Here is a 22,885-nt window from a genome sequence, read left to right as displayed (position 1 = left end):
GTGCGTCGCCAGGGTGGTTTCAGTCTGCTCGAACTGCTGGTGGTGCTGGCCATCGCCGGGTTGATGAGCAGCCTGGCCGTGGCCTGGCTCGACAGCGGCAATGCCGGTGTCGAGCAGGCGCTGGAGCGTTTGGCGACTGCCACCGTGGCCCAGGGCGAGCTGGCGCGTCATGCCGGGCAGTTGCGTGGCCTGCGCTGGAACGGCCAGCACCCGGAGTTCGTGCGCCAGGAGCGTGGACGCTGGACGGTCGAGCCGGTCGCCCTGGGCGAGTGGCCCAAGGGCCTGCGCCCAGACTGGCCGAGCAGCCCGGCGCCGGTGCTGGTGTTCACCCCCGACGGTTGGGCCCGGCCCGGCAGTGTGCGTTGGCATTGGGCCGATGGCAGCCAGGGCTGGTACTGGGGCCGTGACGGCCGTCTGCAGGTGAGCCGCGCCCAATGAAGTGCAGGCAACAGGGTTTCACGCTGCTTGAAGTGAGCGTCGCGCTGGCGATCGCCGCCCTGTTGGCGGTGATCACCAGCCAGGTCCTGCGCCAGCGCCTGGCGGTGCAGGACACGGTGCAGCAGCATCGACTTGGCGTGCTCTGCGCGCGTGAGTTGCAGGCGCGGTTCGTCGTCGAGCAGTACTGGCCTGCGACCAATCAGGGCGCTGGCGAGCTGGCACAGGGTGCCCAGGTCTGCCATTGGCGCTTGCAGTTGCGGCGCACAGGTGTGCGTGACCTTCGCCGCGGTGAACTGCTGTTGTATGCCGACCGGGATCAGCGCCTGCCACTGGGGCAGTACACCGTGTTCCTGGAGCGTCCATGAGGCGAAGGCAGGCGGGCATGAGCCTGATCGAACTGATGGTGGCTTTGGCGTTGACCGCGTTGCTGGGCTTGCTGCTGGCGGCGCTGGTCAATGGCTGGCTGAGGGTGCGTGAGCGGCTCGATCAGCCGCAGCGGGAAACCCAGGTGGTGGACTTCTGCCTGGCGCTTGAGCGGCGCTTCGACAGCCCGGTGCTGCGCCGCGTATATGAACAACGTCTGCCCTTGCCGGTGCGCTGGCTCGATTGGCAGCCCGATCGCCAGCAACTGCTCTGGGTGGCTGCCGCGGCGTGGCCGCAGGCCGAAGGCGGTGCGCGCCTGCAACGTCAGCGCCTGCGTTTCGCACCGCGTGAGCAGCAGTTGCTGGTGGAAACCTCCGCCGACCTGTATGCCGCCGCCGCCCCGCACTGGGTGTTGCGCGAACGGCTGGAGCGGGTCAGTGCGATGAGCCTGCTTTACCACCAGTCCGGCCAGTGGCTGGCCTGGCCTTCCGATCAACCGACGCACCCCGGGCGGGGTGTGCGCCTGGAGTTCGTGCGTGATGGAGCGCCTTATGCCTGTACCTTCGTGCTGCCCTGGGGGCGCTCGTGAAACGTGAGTGGCGGCGCCGAACGCCGCTGCGGCCATGGCTGTTGCTGCGTCCGGGCCCGGTGTGGGACTGGATGCTGGTGGAGCAGGGCGTCGCCACGCGTCAGGGGCAGGGCATGCCGCCTGCGGGCCTGTCGGCGCGGGTCGCCTTGATTGTTCCGGGTGAGCATTGCAGTCACTTCCAGCTGGCCGCGCCGCCTGGGCTCAAGCGCGAGGAGTGGCCGCTGTTGCTGGAGGACCGGCTGTTGCAGGGGGCGGACGAAGTGGATTGTGCCTGTATCGGCCGGTCCCCGGGTCAACTGCGGCTTTTGGTGGTGGCCCGGCAGCGGTTGCTTGAATGGCGTGCGCAGTGCGTCGAATGGTCGTTGCCTGTCGAGCGTTGTTGGGGGGAGTTCCAGTTGCTGCCCGAACCTGAAACGGGGGAGTGCTGGCAATGGCGGCGCGGCGAAAGGCTGTTGCATTTTGGAAAGGGGGCCGAGGGGCGTGTCCATTGGCTGGCCTGGCCCGACTCACTCGGCCAGGTGCCCACCATGGTTTGGCCGGCAGGTGCGCGGTGTTTGGTGGAGGGAGACTGGCCCAAGGCGCTGGCGCCATTGGAGGGCCTGCCTGGTTTGTTCGAGGCGCGAAGCCCACGCCAGTTTCCCCGGCTGGCGCCGGTACAGCGACGGCTCGCCCTGGCCTGCATGGCATTGGTTGTCACCTGGGGGGGGCTCTGGCTGGCCCAGCAATGGCGCCAGGCTCAGGCCTATCGTGAGCAGGTGCTGGCCGTGACCGGCCCGCAGGCCACGCCACGTCAGGCGGCCCAGGCGCTCAAGCGCTTGCGTGACAGTCACGGCGAAGAGCAACTGCGTCTGCGTCAGCTGGACGGGTTGCAGGCGCAGTTGCAGGCCTGGCTGCAGGCGAACCCTGGCTGGCGGTTGCAGGCCGTGCGTTTCGATGGTCGGTATTGGCGCCTGGCGCTGGAAGGAGACGGAGCGATTCCACCCTGGCAGGAAATGGCGACGGCCGCAGGTGCCCAGGTACAAGTCGAGGAGGGCGCCCGTCACGTGGTGTTCGACCTGGAGGTGGCCACATGAGCGGCGAATGGTTGCATCGACGGCGGATGCTGCTGGCCTGGCTGTTGATTGCGTTGCTGGCGTGCTTCCTGGTGTTTCGTGAAGGGCTCGGTTATTGGCGGGAGCTGGCGCAATGGCGCGTCTTGGCCGAATCGGTGGTCGGGATGCGAAGCGGGCCGACACTGAGCCTTGAGCGCCTGCGCCAGTCGGCCCAGGCCCGGCAAGTCGCGTTGCTCGAAGTCCAGGCGCAGGATGACGGTTGGCAGGTGCGGGGCAAGGTCGGCGATGCCCAGGCCCTGCAGGACTGGCTACAGATGCTTCGCACGGAGGGCGCTCGGTTGGTGCAGTGGGGGTTGTCGCGAGAGGGCGACGGGCTGCACTTCGATGTGCAGGTGCAGCCTTGAGCCGGCGTGCGGGGGCCTGGCTGGGGCTGGTGTTCTGCCTGAGCGTGCTGGTCGAGCTGCCTGCGGCTTGGCTGGCATGGATGAGCGGGCTGCCGGCGGAGGGCGTGATGGGGAGCCTGTGGCAAGGGCAAGCGATGCGCCTGGGGGCGGTTGGCCCCTTGCGTTGGGAGCTGCGACCGTGGCGCCGGGACGCGCAGGTATGGATGGGGTTCCAGGGGCAGGGATGGCGCTTGCATGCCAGTGGCTGGCCCTGGCACTGGCAAGCCGAGGTCGAGGCTTTGGGGGCCCAGCCCAGTGTCGCTCAAGGGTATCGCCTGGCCGGGCAGTGGCAAGGCGCGCTGCATCTGCAAGGAAGCGGCGGGCGATGTCGTGAGGCGCAGGGGCGGATCGAGGTGAATGACCTGGCGCTGGTCGAACCGTGGTCGTTGGGGCTGGGGCAGGGCGGTATCGAGATGGACTGCGCGGATGGCTGGCGCGTCTCAGGCCTTCTGGCCGAGGACGGGCAGCATCGATTGGCAGTGGACGCTGATCTGTTGGCGCGGCGGGCCCAGGTGACAATCGACGTGCAGCCCGATGCGGGGCTGACACCGGTGCTGCGCGGTGTGCAGTGGCTGGGCGCCGAAGTGTTGCAAGGGCAGCGGGAAGTCAGGTGGTAGGGGCAGAGTTGCAGCTGATCTTGAGGCGCGCGCGATACCTGTAGGAGCGGGTTTACCCGCGAATATGTCGCTGGATTCACTACCGCATTCGCGGGTAAACCCGCTCCCACAGGGAGGGCAAGCTATCAATGGAGAGCGTCGGGCTCAGGGCCGGATCTCGATCATGGTGCCGTCCTTGACCATGCTCCACACCTCGCGCATGTCGTCGTTGCGCATGGCGATGCAGCCTTCGGTCCAGTCGAGGGTGTGGAAGTACCACTCCGGGTACTCCTCGTTGATCGGCGTGCCGTGGATCATGATCATGCTGCCGGCCGCCACTCCGTCTCGCCGGGCCTTGGCGGCATCGGTGATGTTCGGATAGGAGATGTGCATGGCCAGGTTGTAGCGGTCGCTGACCTTGCGCCAGTCCAGCCAGTACAGGCCTTCGGGAGTCTTCTTGTCACCTTCGCGCTCCTTGGCGCCCTTGGGCTGCTTGCCTAGTGAGATGCGGTAGGTCTTGAGCGGTTCGCCGCGGCTGATCAGTTGCAAACGGCGCTCGGACTTGAGCACCAGCACCTTGTCGATCATGGGGCCCTGGGGGACGGTCGCGGCAGGTTGTACGGCCGACGGCGGCTTGCGAATGATGGTTTCGGTGAAGGCAGCCTGCGACACCGAGGCGACACTGAGGCAGAAGAGGGCAAGCAACCAGCGCATGAAACCGTATCCCTGAGACTTAGGTGGTGGACGACGAGACGTTCATCGGCGGCAGGTATTCATGGCCAATCGGGTAGAGCTGCCTGATGCGGTCGCGATAGTAGCATTCTAGTGTGCGTGTGACGGTCCGGAAAGCCAGCTCGCTCCATGGGATCTCATGTTCCTCGAACAACCGCACCTCCAGGCTCTCGACGCCCACGGCGAAATCCAGGTCCGTAAGCTCGGCGCGGAAGAACACGTGCACCTGGTTGATGTGCGGCAGGTCGAACAGTTGGTACAGGGAGGTTTCACCCACCCGGGCGCAGGCTTCCTCGATGGTTTCGCGACGAGCGGCCTGGTCGAGGGTTTCGCCGTTCTCCATGAAACCGGCGGGCAAGGTCCAGAAGCCCCGGCGCGGCTCGATGGCGCGCCGGCACAGCAGCACCTGGCTGCCCCAGGTGGGCAGCACCCCGGCGACGATGTTGGGGTTCTGGTAGTGGATGGTCTGGCAATGGTCGCAGACATACCGCGGGCGGCTGTCGCCTTCGGGGATGCGTTGGGTGACCGGCTGGCCGCACGCGCTGCAGAATTTCATGCTTTCATTCCTGTGTGGTCGGGCTATCTTGGCGCGCCCGACCTGGCCACCGCAAGCCGACCGCGGGCGGGGCTTGGGTGCCTCGCGGCTTTGGTGCATCATGCACGGCAGGCCTTGGAATCGAGAGTGCGTAATGCTGGACGAGCTTCTTCGCCGAATGAGCAACCATACCCCCGCGTCACTGGAGACGGACCGCCGTTTTCCCGAAGCGGCGGTGCTGCTGCCCATCACCCGTGGCGAAGAGCCGGAGCTGGTGCTGACACTCCGCGCCAAGGGGCTTTCCACCCACGGTGGTGAAGTGGCCTTCCCCGGCGGCCGGCGCGATCCGGAAGACCCGGACCTGGTATTCACTGCCCTGCGCGAAGCCGAGGAGGAAATCGGCCTGCCCCCCGGCCTGGTCGAGGTGCTCGGCCCGCTCAGCCCGCTGATCTCGTTGCATGGGCTGAAGGTGACACCGTTCGTCGGCCTGATCCCCGATTACGTCGAGTACCGTGCCAACGATGCGGAAATCGCCGCCGTGTTCAGCGTGCCGCTGGCATTCTTCCGCCAGGATCCGCGCGAGCACACCCATCGCATCGACTACCAGGGCCGCAGCTGGTACGTGCCCAGCTACCGTTACGGCGACTACAAGATCTGGGGGTTGTCGGCGATCATGATCGTCGAGCTGGTCAATGTGCTGTTCGATGCCGGCATCAGCCTGCACCAGCCGCCGGAACGTTTCATCCAGAACTGAACGGGGCCCACCCCGTCACCTGTGTCCAACCGTGAGGAGCGAGACATGAAATACCGCCTGGGCGACCTGCGGGTCGAGACCCATCCCAGCAGCTGGGCCGCGCCCAACGCCACCCTGATCGGCAGGGTGCGCCTGCAAGCCCGTGCCAGTGTGTGGTTCGGTGCGGTGCTGCGCGGTGACAACGAGTTGATCGACATCGGCGAGGACAGCAACGTCCAGGATGGCACGGTGATGCACACCGACATGGGCTCGCCGCTGAACATCGGCAAGGGCGTGACCATCGGCCACAATGCCATGCTGCATGGGTGCACGGTGGGCGATTACAGCCTGATCGGCATCAATGCGGTGATCCTCAACGGCGCGCGCATCGGCAAGCATTGCATCATCGGCGCCAATGCGCTGATCCCGGAAGGCAAGGAAATCCCCGACGGTTCGCTGGTGATGGGCTCGCCAGGCAAGGTGGTGCGCGAGCTGAGCGAGCAGCAGAAACGCATGCTCGAGGCCAGCGCCGCCCATTACGTGCACAACGCCCAGCGCTATGCCCGCGACCTGGTAGTTGACGATGAGTGACGAAAAACCAGTGGCCTCGCCCTGTGTCAGCGTCTGCGCGCTGGACGAGCAGGACATCTGCACCGGCTGCCAGCGCACGGTGGCCGAAATCACCCGCTGGGGGCGGATGGACAATCAGGAGCGCCGCGCGGTCCTCAAGCTTTGCCATGAGCGGGCGGTCGCTGCTGGGCTGATCATCGGCTTGTGAACCTTTCCGGCTTCGTTCAACCCGCTCCCACAGGTTCACCGCCGAACCTGTGGGAGCGGGTTTACCCGCGAAGAGTCTGGCGCTGACTCCAAATTCAAGTACTCTGTGCGGCTGGCCCACCAAACACGCAGATCATGTTCTATCTAATCGCCTACATCAGCAGCGTGGTGCTGATCAACTACGCCTTCTCCAGCGCGCCACACCTGGACGTGATCTGGTCCGCCTGGGGCGGCCTGGTGTTCATCCTGCGCGACATGGTGCAGACCCGCTACGGCCATGGCGCGTTGCTGGCGATGCTGGTGGCGCTGGTGCTGTCCTATGCCACGTCGGAGCCGGCCATCGCCCTGGCCAGCGCCACCGCATTCTTCGTCTCCGAACTGATCGACTGGCTGGTGTTCAGCGTCACCCGCCGCCCCCTGCGTGATCGCTTGTGGCTGAGCTCGGCCCTGAGCATCCCGGTGGACACCTTCATCTTCTTCGGCATGATCGGTGCGCTGACACCGGCGGTGATCGGCACGGCACTGGCCTCGAAGTTCGCTGGGGTGACAGCGGTGTGGCTGATCATGGCCTGGCGGGCACGGCGCGCGATCGCCGCGTCCTGATGTAGAATACCGGTCCATTTTTCAGCGGGCGGCAGCCAGCGTGGCGCGGCCCCGGACGCCTTCGAGGACCTGAAATGACCCGTATCGGAACCCCATTGTCGCCGAGCGCGACCCGTGTACTGCTGTGCGGCTGCGGCGAGCTGGGCAAGGAAGTGGTGATCGAGTTGCAGCGCCTGGGGGTCGAGGTGATCGCCGTTGACCGCTATGCCAATGCCCCGGCCATGCAGGTCGCACACCGCAGCCACGTGATCAACATGCTCGACGGCGTGGCCCTGCGTGCGGTGATCGAGGCGGAGAAACCGCATTACATCGTCCCCGAGATCGAGGCCATCGCCACCGCCACCCTGGTGGAGTTGGAGAACGAAGGTTTCAACGTCGTCCCCACCGCCCGCGCCACCCAGCTGACCATGAACCGCGAAGGCATCCGCCGCCTGGCCGCCGAAGAGCTGGACCTGCCAACCTCGCCCTACCACTTCGCCGACACCTTCGAGGACTACAGCAAGGCGGTCGCCGACCTGGGCTACCCGTGCGTGGTCAAGCCGGTGATGAGCTCTTCTGGCAAGGGCCAGAGCCTGCTGCGCAGCGCCGACGATCTGCAGAAGGCCTGGGATTATGCCCAGGAAGGCGGTCGTGCCGGCAAGGGCCGGGTGATCATCGAGGGCTTCATCGACTTCGAGTATGAAATCACCCTGCTGACCGTGCGCCATGTGGGTGGCACCACCTTCCTCGAGCCGGTTGGCCACCGTCAGGAGAAGGGCGACTATCAGGAGTCCTGGCAGCCCCAGGCCATGAGCGCGAAAGCGCTGGCCGAGTCGCAGCGCGTGGCCCAGGCGGTCACCGATGCACTGGGCGGCCGTGGTCTGTTCGGCGTGGAGTTGTTCGTCAAGGGTGATCAGGTGTGGTTCAGCGAGGTTTCGCCTCGCCCGCACGACACCGGCCTGGTGACCCTGATTTCTCAGGACCTGTCGCAGTTCGCCCTGCATGCCCGCGCCATTCTCGGCCTGCCGATCCCGGTGGTGCGCCAGTTCGGTCCTTCGGCTTCGGCGGTGATCCTGCCGGAAGGCCAGTCGCAGCAGACCAGTTTCGCCAACCTCGGTGCGGCCTTGAGCGAGCCGGATACCGCCATCCGCCTGTTCGGCAAGCCGGAGATCAATGGCACCCGCCGCATGGGCGTGTGCCTGGCGCGTGACGAGTCGGTCGAGGCCGCTCGTGCCAAGGCGACCCGTGCATCGCAGGCGGTCAAGGTCGAGTTTTGATCTGAGATTGCTGGGGGCGCTCTGCGCCCCTTTCGCGGCACAGGCCGCTCCTACAGGAGGTACGCAATCCCTGTAGGAGCGGCCTTGTGCCGCGAAAGGGCTGCAAAGCAGCCCCAAGGGTTCAAAGCGCTGTATCGCGTGTCTCTTTCAGGCACAAAACGGCCATCAGGCTGATCACCGCCGCCACCGACACATACCCCCCCACCCAGCTCAATCCCCCCATGCTCACCAGCTTCTGGGCAAAGAACGGTGCCGCCGAGGCACCGACGATGCCGCCCAGGTTGTACGCCGCCGAAGCACCGGTGTAACGCACATGGGTCGGGAACAGCTCTGGCAGCAGCGCCCCCATCGGCGCGAAGGTCACCCCCATCAGGAACAGCTCGATGGCCAGGAACAGCGCCACGCCCGTGGTCGACCCCGAGGTCAGCAGCGGCTCCATGGTGAAGCCCGAGGCAATGGCCAGCAGGCCGCCGACGATCAGCACCGGCTTGCGCCCGAAGCGGTCGCTCAGCCAGGCCGACAGTGGCGTGGCCAGGGCCATGAACACCACGGCGAAGCACAGCAACCCCAGGAAAGTCTCACGGCTGTAGCCCAGCGTGGTCACGCCATAGCTGAGCGAGAACACCGTGGAAATGTAGAACAGTGCGTAGCACACCACCATCGCCGCGGCCCCGAGCAGGGTTGGTAGCCAGTAGCGAGCGAACAGGTCGACCACCGGCATCTTCACCCGCTCGTGGCGGGCGACGGCCTTGGCGAATACCGGGCTTTCCTCCAGCTTCAGGCGCACGTACAGGCCGACCAGCACGAGGGCGGCGCTGAGCAGGAACGGAATGCGCCAGCCCCATTCGCGGAATTGTTCGTCGCTGAGCACCAGGGCCAGGGTGAGGAACAGGCCGTTGGCGGCCAGGAAGCCGATCGATGGGCCGAGCTGCGGGAACATGCCGAACCAGGCGCGCTTGCCCGGTGGGGCGTTCTCGGTGGCCAGCAGCGCCGCGCCACCCCATTCGCCGCCCAGCCCCAGGCCCTGGCCGAAGCGCAGCAGGCAAAGCAGGATCGGCGCCCACACGCCGATGCTGTCATAGCCCGGCAGCACGCCGATCAGCGTGGTGGACACGCCCATCAGCAGCAACGAGGCGACCAGCGTCGACTTGCGCCCGATACGGTCGCCGAAGTGGCCAAACAGTGCCGACCCCAGTGGCCGGGCGAGGAAGGCGATACCAAAGGTGAGAAACGCCGCGAGCATCTGCGCGGTGCCGGAGCCGGACGGGAAGAACACCGGCCCGATCACCAGGGCGGCGGCGGTGGCGTAGACGTAGAAATCGTAGAATTCGATGGCGGTGCCGATGAAGCTGGCGGTGGCCACCCGGGCCGGGGAGTTGGCCGGGGTCGCCGAAGCCGGTTCGGCGTAGGTGCTGCTGGTAGTCATGCGAAGGTCCCTGACAGTCATGCTCCATGGGGCACGGCCCATGTGGCGGGCACACGGGAGCCGGAGCGTATTGTTGTTGGTCGCCCGACTGACGATAGCCCAGGGGATAGAGGCGGGGAGCGGGCACTGTTCGGGGTGTTGAAGCAGGACCGCGGGGCGTGTCAGTGGTGCGGACTGGCCGTAAGGCGCCGGGTGCGGGTAGCAGGCGGGACGGCAGGGCTGGGTAAGCGTGACCCGAGTATAGCTATCGGGTCACGGTCCAGACCAGTACCTTGCTGGCGCAATTGTCCTCGGTTTCGAGGATCTCCAGCCGATAACGGCCGATCTTCAGGCATACAGCGCTTTCCGGAATGCTCTCCAGCGCTTCGGTGACCAGGCCGTTGAGGGTCTTCGGTCCGCCGTCGGAAGGCAGGTGCCAGCCCAGGGTGCGGTTGATTTCACGCAGTGACGCCGTGCCTTCGATGACGAAGGTGCCATCGGGCTGAGGGTGTACATGGGGGTTGTCGAGGCCATGTTCGTCCTCGAACTCGCCGACGATTTCCTCGAGGATGTCTTCCAGGGTGACGATGCCCAGCACTTCGCCGTACTCGTCCACCACCACGCCCAGGCGCCGCTGCTGCTTGTGGAAGTTCAGCAACTGCATCTGCAACGGGGTGCTCTCAGGGACGAAGTAGGGCTCGTAGCAGGCGGCCTGGAGTTTTTCGAAGCTGAGCTCGGCGCGGGGCAGCAGGTGGCTGATCAGCTTGGTGTTGAGCACCGCTTCGACCTGGTTTATGTCGTTGTGGTAGACCGGCAGGCGGGTATGCCGGCTGACGATCAGTTGTTCGATGATCTGCTCGATGGGGTCATCGAGGTTGATGCCGTCCACTTCGTTGCGTGGCACCAGGATGTCGTTGACGGTGACCTTGTCCAGCGCCTGCAAGCCTTGGAGCAGCCCATTGCGGGCTGGGTCGTGGGCCGGGTCCTCGTCGAAGTCGTCGTGCTCCTGGGGGTGCAGCGCCACGGCGGTGGGCTGGATGCGAAACGGGCGCAGAACCAGCTTGGCGCAGCCGTCGAGCAGGCAGCCCAAGGGCTGCAGGGTGGCCAGCGGCAGCTTGAGCAGGCTGGCCCCGAGGCTGAGGAAGGCTTGCGGGTTGCGCCGGGCCAGGCGCCGCGGCAGGTATTCGGCCAGCACCAGCAGCATGAGCGTGGCGCCCAGGCCGGCGAGCCAGAAGCCATGCTCACCGTTGTGGCGCTGGCCGATCAGGCAGGCCAGGCCCAGCACCAGCAGTTTGCCGAGGCTGGCGCCAAGCACCAGGGCCTGGGCCGGCAGCGTCGGTTCAGCCTGGCCGTTGAGTTGCTGGCGGGCGGCGTCCACGGCAGTGAACAGCGCCGACCACAGCAGTGCCAGTGCGAGTGTGCCGAGCAGCGGGGCGTACGGCAGGGTGTCCATGGGCGGCCGTCAGATATGCAGGATGAATTCGCGGACCAGCTTGCTGCCGAAATAGGCCAGCATCAGCAGGCAGAAACCGGCGAGGGTCCAGCGGATCGCCTTGTGGCCGCGCCAGCCCAGGCGGGTGCGGCCCCACAGCAGTACGCTGAAGACGATCCAGGCCACGCAGGCCAGCAGGGTCTTGTGCACCAGGTGCTGGGCGAACAGGTTGTCGAGGAACAACCAGCCGGAGATCAGCGACAGCGAAAGCAGGCCCCAGCCGGCCCAGAGGAAACCGAACAGCAGGCTCTCCATCGTTTGCAGCGGTGGGAAGTTGCGGATCAGCCCGGACGGGTGCTTGTTCTTCAGCTGGTGGTCCTGCAGCAACAGCAGGAGGGCCTGGAACACGGCGATGGTGAACAGACCGTAGGCCAGGATCGACAGCAGGATGTGCGCCAGTATGCCCGGTTCCTCGTTGATCAGCGGTACCGTGCCGGGCGGGGCGAACTGGGCCAGCAGGGCCGTCACCGCGCCGAGCGGGAACAGCAGGACCAGCAGGTTTTCCACCGGAATGCTCAGGCAGGCGACCAGCGTAAGGGCGATCACCGCCACGGCGATCAGGCTGGCGGCACTGAAGAAGTCGAGGCTCAGGCCCAGTGGTGTGATCAGCTGGAAGAACAGCGCGCCGCCCTGGGCGAGCACTGCCAATGTACCGAGCAGGCCTAGCAGCCGTTTGTCGGCACGGGCGCCACGGGCCAGGCCGGTGGCCTGGAAGACGGTCGCGGCCACATAAAGGAAGGCGGCGAGCAGATTGGGGATGAGGCTGGGTGAAGAGAGCATAAGTCCTGGCAGGCAAGCCCTAAAGGGACGGAGTTTGGCATAGAACGCGTCGCTCTAGGAAGACTGAAGGGCCATGCTGGCCTCTTCGCGGGTAAACCCGTTCCCACAAGTATCCGTGCACCCCTGTGGGAGCGGGTTTACCCGCGAAAGGGCCGGAATGACCGCCGAATATCCAGAGGGTCTGCGCCAAGGTGTGCGCCGCCGTCGCTCTTCGCTATAATCGCCGCCTTGCTGTGCCCAGCGCGTGTACCTGTTCACCTGGGCGCCTGAAAAACCTCGGCTTCACTGGGCCTGAAAGGATCACCATGTTCGAAAACCTGACCGACCGCCTGTCACAGACGCTGCGCCATGTCACCGGCAAGGCCAAGCTGACCGAAGACAACATCAAGGACACGCTGCGCGAAGTGCGCATGGCCCTGCTCGAGGCCGACGTCGCCCTGCCGGTGGTCAAGGATTTCGTCAACAGCATCAAGGAGCGCGCGGTCGGCACCGAAGTGTCGCGCAGCCTCACGCCAGGCCAGGCCTTCGTCAAGATCGTCCAGGCTGAACTGGAAAGCCTGATGGGCGCGGCCAACGAAGAGCTGACGCTCAACGCCGCGCCCCCCGCCGTGGTGCTGATGGCTGGCCTGCAAGGTGCCGGCAAGACCACCACCGCCGGCAAGCTGGCGCGCCACCTGAAAGAGCGCAAGAAGAAGAGCGTGATGGTGGTGTCGGCCGACGTCTACCGTCCGGCGGCGATCAAGCAGCTCGAAACCCTCGCCAACGACATCGGCGTGACCTTCTTCCCGTCCGACATCAGCCAGAAGCCGGTGGCCATCGCCGAGGCGGCGATCCGCGAAGCCAAGCTCAAGTTCATCGACGTGGTCATCGTCGACACCGCCGGCCGCCTGCATGTCGATGCCGACATGATGGACGAGATCAAGGCCCTGCACGCCGCGGTCAAGCCGATCGAAACGCTGTTCGTGGTCGACGCCATGACCGGCCAGGACGCCGCCAACACCGCCAAGGCCTTTGGTGATGCCCTGCCGCTGACCGGCGTGGTGCTGACCAAGGTCGACGGTGACGCCCGTGGCGGTGCCGCCCTGTCGGTGCGGGCCATCACCGGCAAACCGATCAAGTTCATCGGCATGGGCGAGAAGACCGAAGCCCTGGAGCCGTTCCACCCCGACCGTATCGCCTCGCGCATTCTCGGCATGGGTGATGTGCTCAGCCTGATCGAGCAGGCCGAGCAGAACATCGACAAGGCCAAGGCCGACAAACTCGCCAAGAAACTGAAGAAGGGCAAGGGCTTCGACCTCGAAGACTTCCGCGACCAGCTGCAGCAGATGAAAAACATGGGCGGCCTCGGCGGCCTGATGGACAAGCTGCCCAGCATCGGTGGCGTGAACCTTTCGCAGATGGGCAACGCCCAGGGCGCGGCGGAGAAACAGTTCAAGCAGATGGAGGCGATCATCAACTCCATGACCCCGGCCGAGCGTCGCGACCCCGACCTGATCAGCGGTTCGCGCAAGCGCCGCATCGCCCTCGGTTCCGGCACCCAGGTGCAGGACATCGGCCGCTTGATCAAGCAGCACAAGCAGATGCAGAAGATGATGAAGAAATTCTCCGCCAAAGGCGGCATGGCCAAGATGATGCGTGGCCTTGGCGGGATGCTGCCAGGTGGTGGCATGCCAAAAATGTAATCGAATCCGGCGGGCTGCCCTGCTTTATATAGCAAGCGCGGCAGCTCTCCAGACCCCGCTTCGGCGGGATAACGGCCGCAACACAGCGGCTAAACCGGCAGAACTGAGCGGGCGAGCATGTGCTCGCCGAAAAAGGCATTTGCAAATGTCCGTGTATTCCCCGAGAATATGCGGCCTTTTGGGCACCCGTGTGCCCATTGGGCATTCAGTTTTGCAGCACCGACTATAGGAACGATGTTCACATGGTAACCATTCGTCTGGCCCGTGGCGGCTCGAAAAAGCGCCCATTCTACCACCTGACCGTGACCAACTCGCGTAACGCCCGTGACGGCCGTTTCGTTGAGCGCGTTGGCTTCTTCAACCCGATCGCATCGGGCGCCGAAGTCAAGCTGTCGGTCAACCAAGAGCGCGTCACCTACTGGCTGAGCCAGGGCGCACAGCCGTCTGAGCGCGTTGCTCAGCTGCTGAAGGAAGCTGCCAAGGCTGCAGCCTGAGCAGTATGAACGCGACGCCAGAAAAGGCTGACGACCTCATCGTCGTTGGCAAGATTTTTTCGGTTCACGGCGTTCGCGGCGAGGTGAAGGTGTATTCCTTTACCGATCCGATTGAAAACCTGTTGGATTACCCGCGCTGGACGCTTCGGCACGAAGGCAAGGTAAAACAGGTCGAGCTGGTCAGCGGTCGTGGCTCCCAGAAGGGCCTGGTCGTGAAGCTCAAAGGCCTCGATGATCGTGATGAAGCCCGTCTTCTGAGTGGTCATGAAATCTGCATTTCGCGAAGCCTTTTGCCCAACCTGGCAACCGACGAGTACTACTGGTACCAGTTGGTGGGCCTGAAGGTCATCAATCAGGACGAACACCTGTTCGGCAAGATCGATCACCTGTTGGAGACCGGCGCGAACGATGTATTGGTGGTCAAGCCTTGCGCAGGCAGCCTGGATGATCGCGAGCGTCTGTTGCCCTATACCGGGCAATGTGTGCTGGCAGTCGACCTGGAAGCCGGTGTGATGCGCGTTGAATGGGACGCGGATTTCTAAACGATGGATACCCTTCGCGTAGAAGTCGTCACGTTGTTCCCCGAGATGTTCTCGGCCATCACGGAGTACGGCATTACCAGCCGCGCGGTGAAACAGGGGTTGCTGCAAGTGACCTGCTGGAACCCGCGGGACTACACCACAGATCGTCACCACACGGTGGATGATCGGCCGTTTGGCGGTGGTCCGGGCATGGTGATGAAGATCAAGCCTCTGGAAGACGCCCTGGCCAGTGCCAGGCAGGCGACCGGAGCTGCGGCGAAGGTGATCTACCTCTCGCCACAAGGCCGCAAGCTGACTCAGCAGGCGGTCAAAGGCCTGGCCGAACAGGAGTCGTTGATCCTGATCGCCGGTCGTTATGAAGGCATCGACGAGCGCTTTATCGAGGCTCATGTCGATGAGGAGTGGTCGATTGGCGACTATGTGCTTTCCGGTGGCGAGCTGCCGGCCATGGTACTGATCGATGCGGTTACACGGCTGCTGCCCGGAGCTTTAGGGCATGTGGACTCGGCGGAGGAAGACTCTTTCACCGACGGTCTGCTGGATTGCCCGCACTACACCCGACCTGAGGTGTATGCGGATCAGCGTGTTCCCGACGTGTTGCTAAGTGGCAACCATGCACATATCCGGCGTTGGCGGATGAAGCAGTCCCTTGGTAGGACCTTCGAACGACGCGCCGATCTTCTGGAAAGTCGCTCGCTTTCTGGAGAAGAGAAGAAGCTGCTCGAGGAATACCTCCGCGAGCGGGACGATAGTTAACGTATCGATGGTGGATCGAGTTATCCATCTTAGGAGCACAGCATGACCAACAAGATCATCCAGCAGCTCGAAGCCGAGCAGATGAGCAAAGAGATCCCGACCTTTGCACCAGGCGACACCGTTGTCGTCCAGGTTAAAGTGAAGGAAGGCGACCGCTCGCGTCTGCAGGCGTTCGAAGGCGTCGTCATCGCCAAGCGTAACCGCGGTCTGAACAGCGCCTTCACCGTGCGCAAGATCTCCAGCGGCGTTGGCGTAGAGCGTACCTTCCAGACTTACAGCCCGCAGATCGACAGCCTGGCCGTGAAACGTCGTGGTGACGTGCGTAAAGCCAAGCTGTACTACCTGCGCGACCTGTCCGGCAAAGCCGCTCGCATCAAGGAAAAACTGTCCTGAGTACAGTTTGCCTGGCGGCCTAGGCCGCCTTGCGAGAAAAAAGCAGCCTTCGGGCTGCTTTTTTGCTTTCTGAAATCTGCCCTTGCGATGTGACCCGAAGATGACCAGTCGAGACCAGGAAATCCAGCGCCGCACCGAGCTGTCGGTGACCCGCGTGACCAAGGCGGTGTTCCCCAACACCACCAACCACCACAACACCCTGTTCGGCGGCACTGCCCTGGCGTGGATGGACGAAGTGTCGTTCATCGCCGCTACCCGTTTCTGCCGCTTGCCGCTGGTGACCGTATCCACCGACCGCATCGACTTCAAGCACCCGATTCCGGCGGGCTCGATCGTCGAGCTGGTGGGCAGCGTGGTCAAGGTCGGCAACACCAGCCTGCAGGTGCAGGTGGATGTGTTCGTCGAGAACATGTATCTCGATGGCCGAGAGCGGGCCATTCATGGCGTATTCAGCTTCGTCGCCATCGACGAGGACAAACGCCCGGTGCCGGTGCTGCCGCAGGGCTGATCGTCGCCACATTGATTTGGAATGACCTGTGTGGGAGCGGCTTTAGCCGCGATCACCTGCAAAGCGGGTGCCAGGCACCGCGATGCCCGCATCGCGGCTAAAGCCGCTCCTACAGGTCAATGCGTACGGACTTCGGTCAGTTCTGGTTCCACCAGCGCCACCAGCGTCCACCCCGGTTGCGGCTTGAGCGGATCCTCCGGGCTGGCCACATGCACCCAGCCTTGGCTGTCGCGGGCGAACAGCAATGTCGCGCGTTCACCATGCAATTGCTGGTAGTCCGCCCAGGTAAATGCCTCGGTCAGCGTGGTGCTGTACAGCTCGGCCCCCTGATGCAGCCGCTTTGCCAGTTGCGCATAGGTCATCGGGCTGGATCCGAGCAGATGCCCGCGGTGCTCCTCGCTGGCCCGGTGCTTGTCACTGCGTTGCTTCTCAAGACCACTGGCCAGTACGAACAGCCGGCCGTGGCCGAAATCATGACGAAAACGCGCGCAGGCCAGCGCATTGAGCTCGCCTGCCGGTGACAAACCGAGCAGGTGGCCAAGGCCGACCAGATCCAAGTGGGCGTCGGCGTGTTGTGAGGCCGGGTTGCCGAAGTAGGTGGGCAGGTTCTCCATGCGCGCGGCACGGATGTTTTCCCAGCTCGAATCGGTCAGCAGCACCCGGCAGCCCAGTTGTTGCAGGGCTTTGGCGATGGCCCGCGCGGGTGGGTTGGCACCCACGACGAGGAACCCGCTCGGCGCTGGCTCCGCCACCTTGAGCAGGCGCGCCAGGGGCCTGGCCGTCGCGCTCTGCAGCACCACGGTGCCGATGATCACGGCGAAGGTCAGCGGCACCAGCAGCAGCGCGCCCTCGTGGCCGGCCTCGTCCAGGCGGATGGCGAAGATGGCCGACACCGCCGCGGCGACGATACCCCGTGGCGCAATCCAGGCCAGTAGCGCGCGCTCCCGCCAGTGCAATGGCGAGCCCAGGGTCGACAGCCACACGTTCAGCGGCCGCGCCAGCAGCTGGATCACCAGCAGCAGTGCCAGCACCGCCGGGCCCAGGCCCAGCAAGGCATGCAGATCGAGCCGCGCGGCCAGGAGGATGAACAGCCCGGAGATCAGCAGCACGCTGAGATTCTCCTTGAAGTGCAGGATCTGCCGCACATCCACGCCGGGCATGTTGGCCAGCCACATGCCCATCACCGTGACCGCCAGCAGGCCGGATTCATGGACGATCTGGTTGGCGGCGATGAAGATGCCCAGCACCGCCGCCAGCGAAGCCAGGTTGTGCAGGTATTCCGGCAGCCACTGCTCACGCATGACCTGCCCAAGCAGCCATCCACCGGCAACGCCCAAGGCGCTGCCGCAGGCAATCACCCCGGCGAAGGTCAACAGGCTCTGGCTCACGCCGTCACCGGCGGCGCTGGCGATGATGAAGCTGTAGACCACCACCGCCAGCAGCGCGCCGATCGGGTCGATGACAATGCCTTCCCAGCGCAGGATGTTGGCGATGGCCGCCTTGGGCCGCACCACCCGCAGCATGGGCACGATCACCGTGGGGCCGGTAACCAGGGTCAGGGTGCCGAACAGGATCGCCAGGGGCCAGTCGAAACCCAGTAGCCAATGGGTGGCCAGGGCGATCACCAGCCAGGTGCTCAGCGCACCGACGGTGACCAGGCGGTGAACCACGCTGCCGATCTCGCGCCATTGCGACAGGTGCAGGGTGAGGCTGCCTTCGAACAGGATCAGCGCCACGGCCAGCGACACCAATGGCATCAACAGTGGGCCGAACAACGCCTGGGGCTGCAGCCACCCCAATACGGGCCCGGCGAGAATGCCGCACAGCAGCAGGAACAGAATCGCCGGCAGCTTGAGGCGCCAGGCCAGCCATTGGCAGAGCAGCGCGGCCGCGCCTATGCCGCCGACACTCAAAAGAATCTGTTGTTCGTTCATGCGGGCTCCCTCTGCATGCCTTGTTGTGAAAGACTAAGCGCCATTTCGCCGTTTGCCACCGAGTCTGCATGCCAGCCCTAGACCACCCCCTGATCGACCAGTTCCTCGATGCCCTTTGGTTGGAGAAGGGCCTGTCCGACAACACCCGCACCTCATATCGAAGCGACCTGGCGCTGTTCAATGGCTGGCTTCAGGAGCATGGCGTGGCGCTGCCCGACGCCGGTCGCGAGTTGATCCTCGACCATCTGGCCTGGCGTTTTGACCAGGCCTACAAGCCCCGTTCGACCGCACGGTTTCTCTCCGGTGTGCGGGGGTTCTACCGCTATCTATTGCGCGAGCGGATGATCGCCGTCGACCCGACGTTGCAGGTTGATATGCCGCAACTTGGTCGTCCTTTGCCCAAATCCCTGTCGGAAGCCGACGTCGAAGCCTTGCTCAAGGCCCCCGACCTGGGCGAGGCCATCGGCCAGCGTGACCGGGCCATGCTCGAAGTACTCTACGCCTGCGGGCTGCGGGTGACCGAGCTGGTCAGCCTGGCGCTGGACCAGGTCAACCTGCGCCAGGGCGTGTTGCGGGTGATGGGCAAGGGCAGCAAGGAGCGCCTGGTGCCGATGGGCGAGGAGGCTGTGCTGTGGCTCGAACGCTACCTGCGAGATGGCCGAACCGACCTGCTCAACGGCCGGCCCAGCGATGTGCTGTTCCCCAGCCTGCGCGGCGAGCAGATGACCCGGCAGACCTTCTGGCACCGGATCAAGCACCACGCGCGGGTGGCGGGCATCGACAAGCCGCTGTCGCCGCACACCTTGCGCCACGCGTTCGCCACCCACCTGCTCAACCACGGCGCCGACCTGCGCGTGGTGCAGATGCTGCTGGGGCACAGCGACCTCTCCACCACGCAGATCTACACCCACGTGGCCAAGGCGCGTCTGCAGCAGCTGCACGCCCAGCACCACCCGCGTGGATGAATGATATTCATGTTCCGCCGACCGGTGCCTGAGGACCCCTACTGCGCCGGTCTGTTGTGGTAGGCTTGGACGGTTTGTTGCAAGGGCCGACCGTTCGCCGCGTTCAAGGCGCGGGCGACGCCCCTCCGGCCCCGTCCGCCCTCAGGAGTTCCCATGCGCGTGACCCAGATTTTCGCCGCCGCCGCCCTGGCGCTGGCCAGCACCTTTGCCGCCGCCGCGGCCACCGAGACGACTGCCGGCGCCGAGCAGGCGATCCGCAAGTCGTTGCAGAACCTCGAACTGGAAGTACCGGTCGAGAGCGTCGCCAGCAGCCCGCTAAGCGGCCTCTACGAAGTCAAGCTGCAGGGCGGCCGCGTGCTGTACGCCAGCGCCGACGGCCAGTTCGTGATGCAGGGCTACCTGTTCCAGATCCAGGACGGCAAGCCGGTCAACCTCACCGAGAAGACCGAGCGCCAGGGTATCGCCAAGCTCATCAACGGCATCCCGGCCGGCGAGATGATCGTCTACCCGGCCAAGGGCGAGACCAAGTCGCACATCACCGTGTTCACCGACACCACCTGCCCGTACTGCCACAAGCTGCACGCCGAAGTGCCCGAACTCAACCGTCGTGGCATCGAAGTGCGCTACGTCGCCTTCCCGCGCCAGGGCCTGGGTTCGCCGGGTGACGAGCAGCTGCAGGCGGTCTGGTGCTCGAGCGACCGCCGCGCGGCGCTGGACAAGATGGTCGACGGCAAAGAGATCAAGGCCGCCAAGTGCACCAACCCGGTGGGCAAGCAATTCGCCCTGGGCCAGTCGATCGGTGTCAACGGCACGCCGGCCATCGTGCTCGAGAGCGGCCAGGTGATCCCGGGCTACCAGCCGGCGCCGCAGGTGGCCAAGCTGGCCCTGGCCGGCCAGCAGCAAGCAACTAAGTAAATCATTCAGTACGCCGTCGTCATGGGGTGACGGCATGTTTCACGGTCGGCGCAGGTGCCGGCCGTTCAATGGGGAGTTCACAGTGAAACCGGTCAAAGTAGGCATCTGTGGGTTGGGGACCGTCGGTGGCGGAACCTTCAATGTACTTCAGCGCAACGCCGAGGAGATCGCCCGCCGTGCCGGGCGCGGTATTGAAGTGGCACAGATTGCCATGCGCTCGCAGAACCCGAATTGCCAGATTACCGGTACCCCCATTACCGCTGACGTGTTCGAAGTGGCGAGCAACCCCGAGATCGATATCGTCATCGAGCTGATCGGTGGCTACACCATCGCCCGCGACCTGGTGCTCAAGGCCATCGACAATGGCAAGCACGTGGTCACCGCCAACAAGGCGCTGATCGCCGTGCACGGCAACGAGATCTTCGCCAAGGCCCGCGAGAAGGGCGTCATCGTCGCCTTCGAGGCCGCGGTGGCCGGTGGCATCCCGGTGATCAAGGCGATCCGCGAAGGCCTGTCGGCCAACCGCATCAACTGGCTGGCCGGGATCATCAACGGCACTGGCAACTTCATCCTCACCGAGATGCGCGACAAGGGCCGCGCGTTCCCCGACGTGCTGGCCGAAGCCCAGGCGTTGGGATACGCAGAAGCCGACCCGACCTTCGACGTCGAAGGCATCGACGCCGCGCACAAGCTGACCATCCTGGCGTCCATCGCCTTTGGTATCCCGCTGCAGTTCGACAAGGCCTACACCGAAGGCATCACCCAGCTGACCACTGCTGATGTCAACTACGCCGAGGCCCTGGGCTATCGCATCAAGCACCTGGGTGTTGCCCGTCGCACCAGCGCCGGCATCGAGCTGCGCGTGCACCCGACGCTGATCCCCAACGATCGCCTGATCGCCAACGTCAATGGCGTGATGAACGCTGTGATGGTCAATGGCGATGCCGCGGGCTCCACGCTCTACTACGGCGCTGGAGCCGGCATGGAGCCGACCGCTTCGTCGGTGGTCGCCGACCTGGTCGATGTGGTCCGCGCCATGACCTCCGACCCGGAGAACCGCGTGCCGCACCTGGCCTTCCAGCCGGACGCGCTGTCGGCCCACCCGATCCTGCCGATCGAAGCCTGCGAAAGTGCCTACTACCTGCGCATCCAGGCCAAGGACCACCCGGGCGTGCTCGCCCAGGTCGCGAGCATCCTCTCGGAACGCGGCATCAACATCGAGTCGATCATGCAGAAGGAAGCCGAGGAGCAGGATGGCCTGGTGCCGATGATCCTGCTTACGCACCGAGTGGTCGAGCAGCGCATCGACGACGCCATCGTCGCCCTGGAAGCGCTCCAGGACGTGGTCGGCAAGGTCGTGCGCATCCGCGTCGAACAGCTCAATTAATTCAGCGGCGGGCCGCCACGGTGGCCCGCGCCCAGCACCGAAGGTTTGCATATGCGCTATATCAGTACCCGCGGCCAGGCTCCGGCCCTGAACTTCGAAGACGTCCTGCTGGCTGGCCTGGCCAGCGATGGCGGCCTGTACGTTCCCGAGAACCTGCCACGCTTCACCCAGGAAGAAATTGCCTCCTGGGCCGGCCTGCCGTACCACGAGCTGGCCTTCCGGGTGATGCGCCCGTTCGTCGACGGCTGCATCGCCGACGCCGACTTCAAGAAAATCCTGGAAGAAACCTACGGCAACTTCGCCCATGCCGCCGTGGCGCCGCTGCGCCAACTGAACGGCAACGAGTGGGTCATGGAACTGTTCCACGGCCCGACCCTGGCATTCAAGGACTTTGCCCTGCAACTGCTCGGCCGCCTGCTCGACCATGTGCTGGTCAAGCGTGGCGAACGCGTGGTGATCGTTGGCGCCACCAGCGGTGATACCGGTTCGGCCGCCATCGAAGGTTGCCGCCGTTGCGACAACGTCGACATCTTCATCCTGCACCCGCACCAGCGCGTGTCGGAGGTGCAGCGCCGGCAGATGACCACCATCCTCGGTGACAACATCCACAACATTGCCATCGAGGGCAACTTCGACGACTGCCAGGAGATGGTCAAGGCCAGCTTCGCCGACCAGTCGTTCCTCAAGGGCACCCGCCTGGTGGCGGTCAACTCGATCAACTGGGCACGGATCATGGCCCAGATCGTCTACTACTTCCATGCAGCCCTGCAGTTGGGTGGCCCGGCCCGTTCGGTGGCGTTCTCGGTACCGACCGGCAACTTCGGCGACATCTTCGCCGGTTACCTGGCGCGCAACATGGGCCTGCCGATCAGCCAGCTGGTGGTGGCGACCAACCGCAACGACATCCTGCACCGCTTCATGAGCGGCAACCAGTACGTCAAGGACGCCCTGCACCCGACACTGTCGCCGTCGATGGACATCATGGTCTCGTCGAACTTCGAGCGCCTGCTGTTCGACCTGCACGGCCGCAACGGCACCGCTGTTGCCGCGTTGATGGACACCTTCAAGCAAGGCGGCGGTTTCAGCGTCGAGGCAGACCGTTGGACCGAAGCCCGCAAGTTGTTCGACTCGCTGGCCGTCACCGATGAGCAGACCTGCGAGACCATCGCCGAAGTGTTCAAGAGCACCGGTGAAGTGCTCGACCCGCACACCGCGATCGGCGTCAAGGCTGCCCGTGAATGCCGTCGCAACCTGGACACGCCCATGGTGGTGCTCGGCACGGCGCACCCGGTCAAGTTCCCCGAAGCGGTGGAAAAGGCCGGCGTGGGCAAGGCCCTCGAGCTGCCCGCGCATCTCGGCGACCTGTTCAGCCGCGAGGAGCGCTGCACAGTGCTGGCCAACGACCTGAAGACTGTCCAGGCCTTCGTCAGTCAGCACGGTAATCGTGGCAAGCCGCTGTAAGCGTCATCCGCTCAGTGAGAAAACCGCCCTTTGGGCGGTTTTTCTTTTTAGGGA

General features: G+C 64.8%; 27 protein-coding genes. 21 read left to right on the top strand and 6 right to left on the bottom strand.

What is annotated here, in order from left to right:
- The 6 genes from gspH to JYG34_RS20300 are packed head-to-tail and all read left to right on the top strand — an operon-like array spanning position 1 to position 3,502.
- Positions 1 to 438: a type II secretion system minor pseudopilin GspH gene (gspH, locus tag JYG34_RS20325; protein WP_213661232.1), complete on the top strand. Its 438-nt coding sequence runs from the start codon at positions 1 to 3 to the stop codon at positions 436 to 438.
- On the top strand, positions 435 to 803 hold the full coding sequence (locus JYG34_RS20320) for a type II secretion system protein GspI (protein WP_213658052.1): 369 nt from the start codon (positions 435 to 437) through the stop codon (positions 801 to 803). Before gspH ends, JYG34_RS20320 begins: the two co-directional genes overlap by 4 nt.
- Positions 800 to 1,390: a prepilin-type N-terminal cleavage/methylation domain-containing protein gene (locus JYG34_RS20315; protein ID WP_213658051.1), complete on the top strand. Its 591-nt coding sequence runs from the start codon at positions 800 to 802 to the stop codon at positions 1,388 to 1,390. The genes JYG34_RS20320 and JYG34_RS20315 overlap by 4 nt, the downstream gene beginning before the upstream one ends.
- Positions 1,387 to 2,463 (top strand): GspL/Epsl periplasmic domain-containing protein, encoded by a 1,077-nt coding sequence (locus JYG34_RS20310; protein ID WP_213658050.1) that lies wholly within the window; start codon positions 1,387 to 1,389, stop codon positions 2,461 to 2,463. Before JYG34_RS20315 ends, JYG34_RS20310 begins: the two co-directional genes overlap by 4 nt.
- Positions 2,460 to 2,846, top strand: coding sequence for a type II secretion system protein GspM (gspM, locus tag JYG34_RS20305; RefSeq protein ID WP_213658049.1), 387 nt, complete (start codon positions 2,460 to 2,462; stop codon positions 2,844 to 2,846). The genes JYG34_RS20310 and gspM overlap by 4 nt, the downstream gene beginning before the upstream one ends.
- A complete protein-coding gene (locus JYG34_RS20300) occupies positions 2,843 to 3,502 on the top strand; it encodes a general secretion pathway protein GspN (protein WP_213658048.1) in 660 nt (219 codons plus the stop codon). Before gspM ends, JYG34_RS20300 begins: the two co-directional genes overlap by 4 nt.
- Positions 3,503 to 3,646: 144 nt before the next feature.
- Here the strand turns inward: JYG34_RS20300 and JYG34_RS20295 are convergent, their stop codons facing one another.
- Both JYG34_RS20295 and JYG34_RS20290 read right to left on the bottom strand, forming a co-directional pair.
- Complete coding sequence (locus JYG34_RS20295) at positions 3,647 to 4,195, bottom strand: L,D-transpeptidase family protein (protein WP_213658047.1); 549 nt, start codon at positions 4,193 to 4,195, stop codon at positions 3,647 to 3,649.
- Between the two features lie 19 nt (positions 4,196 to 4,214).
- Entirely contained in the window at positions 4,215 to 4,769 is a 555-nt protein-coding gene (locus tag JYG34_RS20290; protein WP_213658046.1) for an NUDIX hydrolase, read from the bottom strand.
- Between the two features lie 133 nt (positions 4,770 to 4,902).
- Here JYG34_RS20290 and JYG34_RS20285 point away from each other — a divergent pair, with 133 nt between their 5' ends.
- From JYG34_RS20285 to purT, 5 genes are all read left to right on the top strand, one after another.
- On the top strand, positions 4,903 to 5,502 hold the full coding sequence (locus JYG34_RS20285; RefSeq protein WP_011535327.1) for a CoA pyrophosphatase: 600 nt from the start codon (positions 4,903 to 4,905) through the stop codon (positions 5,500 to 5,502).
- Between the two features lie 45 nt (positions 5,503 to 5,547).
- Entirely contained in the window at positions 5,548 to 6,072 is a 525-nt protein-coding gene (locus JYG34_RS20280) for a gamma carbonic anhydrase family protein (protein WP_213658045.1), read from the top strand.
- Positions 6,065 to 6,259, top strand: a complete 195-nt coding sequence (locus JYG34_RS20275; RefSeq protein ID WP_213658044.1) for a DUF1289 domain-containing protein — start codon at positions 6,065 to 6,067, stop codon at positions 6,257 to 6,259. Before JYG34_RS20280 ends, JYG34_RS20275 begins: the two co-directional genes overlap by 8 nt.
- Before the next feature lie 134 nt (positions 6,260 to 6,393).
- Positions 6,394 to 6,861: a VUT family protein gene (locus JYG34_RS20270; RefSeq protein ID WP_011535324.1), complete on the top strand. Its 468-nt coding sequence runs from the start codon at positions 6,394 to 6,396 to the stop codon at positions 6,859 to 6,861.
- A gap of 74 nt (positions 6,862 to 6,935) precedes the next feature.
- On the top strand, positions 6,936 to 8,117 hold the full coding sequence (purT, locus tag JYG34_RS20265) for a formate-dependent phosphoribosylglycinamide formyltransferase (protein ID WP_213658043.1): 1,182 nt from the start codon (positions 6,936 to 6,938) through the stop codon (positions 8,115 to 8,117).
- 121 nt (positions 8,118 to 8,238) lie between these two features.
- On the opposite strand, the gene JYG34_RS20260 is transcribed toward purT, so the two are convergent.
- The 3 genes from JYG34_RS20260 to JYG34_RS20250 all read right to left on the bottom strand — a co-directional run bounded on the left by JYG34_RS20260 (position 8,239) and on the right by JYG34_RS20250 (position 11,794).
- Positions 8,239 to 9,543, bottom strand: a complete 1,305-nt coding sequence (locus JYG34_RS20260; RefSeq protein WP_213658042.1) for an MFS transporter — start codon at positions 9,541 to 9,543, stop codon at positions 8,239 to 8,241.
- A gap of 244 nt (positions 9,544 to 9,787) precedes the next feature.
- Positions 9,788 to 10,975: a transporter associated domain-containing protein gene (locus JYG34_RS20255; protein ID WP_213658041.1), complete on the bottom strand. Its 1,188-nt coding sequence runs from the start codon at positions 10,973 to 10,975 to the stop codon at positions 9,788 to 9,790.
- 9 nt (positions 10,976 to 10,984) lie between these two features.
- Positions 10,985 to 11,794 (bottom strand): cytochrome C assembly family protein, encoded by an 810-nt coding sequence (locus tag JYG34_RS20250; protein WP_213658040.1) that lies wholly within the window; start codon positions 11,792 to 11,794, stop codon positions 10,985 to 10,987.
- Between the two features lie 305 nt (positions 11,795 to 12,099).
- Here JYG34_RS20250 and ffh point away from each other — a divergent pair, with 305 nt between their 5' ends.
- The 6 genes from ffh (at position 12,100) to JYG34_RS20220 (ending at position 16,169) form a co-directional block, all read left to right on the top strand.
- Positions 12,100 to 13,476 (top strand): signal recognition particle protein, encoded by a 1,377-nt coding sequence (gene ffh, locus JYG34_RS20245; RefSeq protein WP_194791678.1) that lies wholly within the window; start codon positions 12,100 to 12,102, stop codon positions 13,474 to 13,476.
- A gap of 242 nt (positions 13,477 to 13,718) precedes the next feature.
- Positions 13,719 to 13,970 carry a 30S ribosomal protein S16 gene (gene rpsP, locus JYG34_RS20240; protein WP_011535318.1) on the top strand — a complete coding sequence of 84 codons (252 nt, stop codon included), beginning with the start codon at positions 13,719 to 13,721 and terminating at the stop codon, positions 13,968 to 13,970.
- 5 nt (positions 13,971 to 13,975) lie between these two features.
- Positions 13,976 to 14,512 carry a ribosome maturation factor RimM gene (gene rimM / locus JYG34_RS20235; protein ID WP_011535317.1) on the top strand — a complete coding sequence of 179 codons (537 nt, stop codon included), beginning with the start codon at positions 13,976 to 13,978 and terminating at the stop codon, positions 14,510 to 14,512.
- Between the two features lie 3 nt (positions 14,513 to 14,515).
- Positions 14,516 to 15,268 (top strand): tRNA (guanosine(37)-N1)-methyltransferase TrmD, encoded by a 753-nt coding sequence (gene trmD, locus JYG34_RS20230; RefSeq protein WP_011535316.1) that lies wholly within the window; start codon positions 14,516 to 14,518, stop codon positions 15,266 to 15,268.
- A gap of 42 nt (positions 15,269 to 15,310) precedes the next feature.
- On the top strand, positions 15,311 to 15,661 hold the full coding sequence (rplS, locus tag JYG34_RS20225; RefSeq protein WP_011535315.1) for a 50S ribosomal protein L19: 351 nt from the start codon (positions 15,311 to 15,313) through the stop codon (positions 15,659 to 15,661).
- Between the two features lie 100 nt (positions 15,662 to 15,761).
- Positions 15,762 to 16,169, top strand: coding sequence for an acyl-CoA thioesterase (locus tag JYG34_RS20220; protein WP_213658039.1), 408 nt, complete (start codon positions 15,762 to 15,764; stop codon positions 16,167 to 16,169).
- A gap of 116 nt (positions 16,170 to 16,285) precedes the next feature.
- On the opposite strand, the gene JYG34_RS20215 is transcribed toward JYG34_RS20220, so the two are convergent.
- Positions 16,286 to 18,103: a cation:proton antiporter gene (locus JYG34_RS20215; RefSeq protein WP_213658038.1), complete on the bottom strand. Its 1,818-nt coding sequence runs from the start codon at positions 18,101 to 18,103 to the stop codon at positions 16,286 to 16,288.
- Between the two features lie 68 nt (positions 18,104 to 18,171).
- Here JYG34_RS20215 and xerD point away from each other — a divergent pair, with 68 nt between their 5' ends.
- The 4 genes from xerD (at position 18,172) to thrC (ending at position 22,831) form a co-directional block, all read left to right on the top strand.
- The gene (gene xerD, locus JYG34_RS20210) at positions 18,172 to 19,068 is read left to right on the top strand and encodes a site-specific tyrosine recombinase XerD (RefSeq protein WP_213658037.1); all 897 of its coding nucleotides are present in this window, start codon (positions 18,172 to 18,174) and stop codon (positions 19,066 to 19,068) included.
- 153 nt (positions 19,069 to 19,221) lie between these two features.
- Positions 19,222 to 19,983 carry a DsbC family protein gene (locus tag JYG34_RS20205; RefSeq protein WP_213658036.1) on the top strand — a complete coding sequence of 254 codons (762 nt, stop codon included), beginning with the start codon at positions 19,222 to 19,224 and terminating at the stop codon, positions 19,981 to 19,983.
- A gap of 82 nt (positions 19,984 to 20,065) precedes the next feature.
- The gene (locus tag JYG34_RS20200; protein WP_213658035.1) at positions 20,066 to 21,370 is read left to right on the top strand and encodes a homoserine dehydrogenase; all 1,305 of its coding nucleotides are present in this window, start codon (positions 20,066 to 20,068) and stop codon (positions 21,368 to 21,370) included.
- A gap of 51 nt (positions 21,371 to 21,421) precedes the next feature.
- Positions 21,422 to 22,831 carry a threonine synthase gene (thrC, locus tag JYG34_RS20195; protein WP_213658034.1) on the top strand — a complete coding sequence of 470 codons (1,410 nt, stop codon included), beginning with the start codon at positions 21,422 to 21,424 and terminating at the stop codon, positions 22,829 to 22,831.
- Positions 22,832 to 22,885: the final 54 nt, after the last annotated feature.

Origin of the sequence: Pseudomonas entomophila (assembly GCF_018417595.1) — a bacterium.
Lineage (GTDB): Bacteria > Pseudomonadota > Gammaproteobacteria > Pseudomonadales > Pseudomonadaceae > Aquipseudomonas > Aquipseudomonas entomophila_C.
The sequence above is the reverse complement of the archived record's forward strand: the minus strand, read 5'-3'. Positions and strand labels throughout refer to the sequence as shown.